Origin of the sequence: Rhodococcus sp. EPR-157 (assembly GCF_001647195.1) — a bacterium.
GTDB lineage: Bacteria > Actinomycetota > Actinomycetes > Mycobacteriales > Mycobacteriaceae > Rhodococcoides.
Genome location: NZ_LVCV01000466.1, coordinates 1 through 3445 on the forward strand (window position 1 = coordinate 1; position 3445 = coordinate 3445).

Here is a 3445-nt window from a genome sequence, read left to right on the forward strand (position 1 = left end):
AGAATCCGACCTCTATCTTTCGCTGAGGAACTCTCCCCACCGGGAAGTTGGTACGTCAGATTCCCGCGACACCAGCTAGTTGCCCGATGCCGTAGGTGATGATCATGGCGATCGCCCCGCCGATGACTATTCGCGTCACCGCGGGCCTGCAGGGGGCTCCCCCGAGCCATGCGCTGATCGTTCCGGTCGCGGCCAGAGCTATCACGACCACCGCGAACGTCACAGCGATCCGAATCGAAGTCGGAAGCAGCACGATCGCAAGGAGCGGCAGTATTGCACCAGTGACGAACGCGATCGCCGATGAAAGAGCCGCTTGCCACGGGCTCGTCAACGCGTCCGGATCTATTCCCAGTTCGATATCTACGTGAGCGGCGAACGGGTCCTGGGCGGTCAATTCCTCTGCAACGATGCGGGCAGTCTCCGGAGACAAGCCTTTGTCCTCGTACATCGCCACGAGCTCTGCGAGCTCCTGATCGGGTTCTTCGTCCAGTTCTCGGCGTTCCTTGTCGAGTAAGGATCGTTCGGTGTCGCGCTGAGTGCTCACAGAGACGTATTCACCCAGTGCCATCGACACCGCCCCGGCGACAAGGCCTGCGGTACCGGCGGTAAGGACGGGTCCGCGTTCTGCGGTCGCGGCCGCGACTCCCACCACCAATCCGGCAACGGAGACGATGCCGTCGTTGGCCCCCAGAACTCCCGCGCGGAGCCAGTTCAATCGTCCCCCGACATCGCTGTGAGGTTCGGCCTCATGTCCACCGGGCACTGGATCTGTCATATTCGCCTCCTGTTCGGGTCCGTACCGATCACCGTTCTCCGAAGGACACCGGCCAGCCCTTCGTCATCACTGGCCAGGACCGATTGGTGCGGGTGCGGAGGACACTGCGTCCTCCCATGCCGCGCGTGCCCCGGACTCTCCGATTCGATACACCTGCACCATCGTGGCTACTCCGACCACGACAGCGAGTACGGCGACAGCGATCGATTGCCACCGGACCGGCCGCGTCCCGCGGCGCTCCCGAATGTGCTGAACCACGAGCAAGGCTGCGACAAGAGCCAGTCCCAGTGCGAAGTAGAGCATCGAGTCGCCGAGTTCGGCGTGCGTCTGCACCGAGGCCCCCTCCGGAACCCGCTTCTCAAGCCATTCCCCCGCATCGGTGGTCAACGGTGTCAGGGCAAGTGTGAGTACCGCGAGCACCGCGATCAACCAGACGAGCCTGCGGCGCAACGGAGCCCAGATACTCGACACGATGGCGAGCAACGCGGTGAGCGGGGCGAGCACCACGATGAAGTGCACCAGCAGCACATGAGCGGGCAGGCCATTGATCGTCGACACACGGATCTCCTACTGTCCGGGCGTGCACACGCACAACCACACCTGAATACTACAAGAGTTGTAGTATTCAGGCTGGTGTCGACCACAGCACTCCCGGGCCGGTGATCATTCGCCGAAGAATTCGGTCGTAGAGTTCCCCCAACAATCGCACCGTGTCTCGGTCGAACAATGCTGTCGGGTAGACGATTCCAACGTCCATCCCGATCATCCGGCCGCCGGCGTCGCGTCGCTCCACAAGGTGAAAATGCAGATCACATTTCGCGATGCCCAACGGTCGGGGCGTGATGTCGACGTGTGTGGCGCCGAGATCGATTTGCGAGTCGGTGAACACATCCAACGACAGCGCAACCTGGAAGAGCGGATGTCGCCCGAGGTGCGGTTCTGGGTCGATATGTGCCGCGACCGTCTCGAACGAGACGCTCGAATGATCCAGGGCCCGTAATTCGCTCGCATGCGCAACGGCGATGACGTCCTCGAACGTCACCGCTGCGGCGATATCGGATCGGATCGCAACAGTATTGACGAACGTACCGACGATCGCTTCCAGCTCCGGATCTGTGCGGCCAGCGATCGGCGTCCCGATGACGAGATCGCTCGTGCCGTTCATACGAGCGAGAAGCACCAGGAGACCGGCCCTCAGAACGGTGAACCGGCCGGTTCCATTGGCGTGGGCGACCCGATCGACCCCCTCGGTGATGTCGACGGCCAGCTGCAGGTCGATTCTGTCGCCGGTGAAGTCCCAAGACGCGGTTCTGGGACGGTCGGTCTCGACAGCAGTATCGAAAGCAAGGCCTTCAAATTCTCGGCTCCAGAAGTCGAGATCCGGCACCCCCGGGCGCTGCGCTGCCCAGACGCTGAAGTCGGCGTACTGCAGCGGCATCTCCGCCCAGCCCGGTGCGCTTCCCAATGCGCGAGCTCGATACGCGACAGTGAAATCCTGCGCCAGCAGGCGGAGGGACCAACCGTCTGCTGCGATGTGGTGCACCGTGCACGCAAGAAGGTGGATGCCCGGTGCCTTCTCGAACAGTGTCGCCCGAATCGGAAGCTCACCGCGAACATCGAACGGTGCGGCGAGGACCTCGTCGACCGCGTGCGGATCGAACCCCGCAACGCCGAGAACGGACTGCAGCCGCGATGGATCGTCGACAACCACTTGCCGCGGACCCCACGGTGAATCCGGGTAGACGGTGCGCAGGCTCCGATGCCTGACGAGTACGTCTATGAATGCTGCTGCGGCTGCGGAGGTGTCGAATGGTCCGGTGATCTCCATGGTGAACGGGAGGTTGTACAGAGGCAGCTGTGCACGGCGGTCGATGTGCGTTTGTTGCGGCGCCAGTGGGATCACCGCAATGCTCTCCGATGCGCCCGGCACCGGACGCCCCTGGCGCGGGCGATGGGGTGTGTGCGTCTCGATGAATGTCGACAGTGCCCGCACCGACCCTGCATCCACCAGGTCTCGTATCCCGATGTCGACATCGAGGTCGGTGTTCAGGCGTGCGATGACACCGGTGGCAGTGAGTGAGTCGCCGCCCAGGTCGAAGAACGATGCATGCATATCGATGGCCGCGAGGCCGAGAACATCCGAAAATGCCCGCGCTACTGCCTCTTCTGTACAGCTCCGGGGTTCTGTGTCCGCTCCGGTCGCGACGTCGAGCTCGGGTTCGGGTAGCGCTGTTCGGTCGAGTTTGCGGTTGACGGTCAGCGGTAGCGACTTGAGCATCGTGATGGTCGCGGGTACTGCAGATCCCGGAAGTGTGTTCGCGAGAAATCGTCGGACCTCCTGCGGATCGAGAGGCTGTGCTCCGTCGCAGACGATGTAACCGTCGATGCGTAGGTCACCACTATGGGTACGTCGGGTGGTGGATGCGGCGGCCGTGACTCGGGGATACGACCGGAGTGCGGCATCGATTTCGCCGAGTTCGACGCGATTGCCGCGGATCTTGACTTGATCGTCGGTCCTTCCGACGAACGCCAGGGAGCCGTCGGCCCTCGATCGTGCCATGTCGCCACTACGGAACAGCCGTCTACCGTCTCCACCGAGCGGGTGTGCCACGAATCTCGTTGCGGTGGCGGCGGCCCGGTTGCTGTACCCCCGTGCGATACCGGTGGTCG

3 protein-coding genes are annotated in these 3445 nt (G+C 63.1%); all 3 read right to left on the reverse strand.

The window, feature by feature from the left end:
* Nucleotides 1-55 precede the first annotated feature (55 nt).
* Entirely contained in the window at nt 56-775 is a 720-nt protein-coding gene (locus tag A2J03_RS21570) for a VIT1/CCC1 transporter family protein (protein WP_068378095.1), read from the reverse strand.
* Between the two features lie 66 nt (nt 776-841).
* Nucleotides 842-1333 carry a DUF2231 domain-containing protein gene (locus A2J03_RS21575; protein WP_068378097.1) on the reverse strand — a complete coding sequence of 164 codons (492 nt, stop codon included), beginning with the start codon at nt 1331-1333 and terminating at the stop codon, nt 842-844.
* 67 nt (nt 1334-1400) lie between these two features.
* Nucleotides 1401-3445: condensation domain-containing protein (locus A2J03_RS21580; RefSeq protein ID WP_156520506.1), on the reverse strand; the 2045-nt coding region annotated here is incomplete at its 5' end.

Bases quoted from the DNA above. Each gene is read 5' to 3' on its own strand.
- A2J03_RS21570 (WP_068378095.1), bottom strand. From the start codon at position 775: ATGACAGATCCAGTGCCCGGTGGACATGAGGCCGAACCTCACAGCGAT.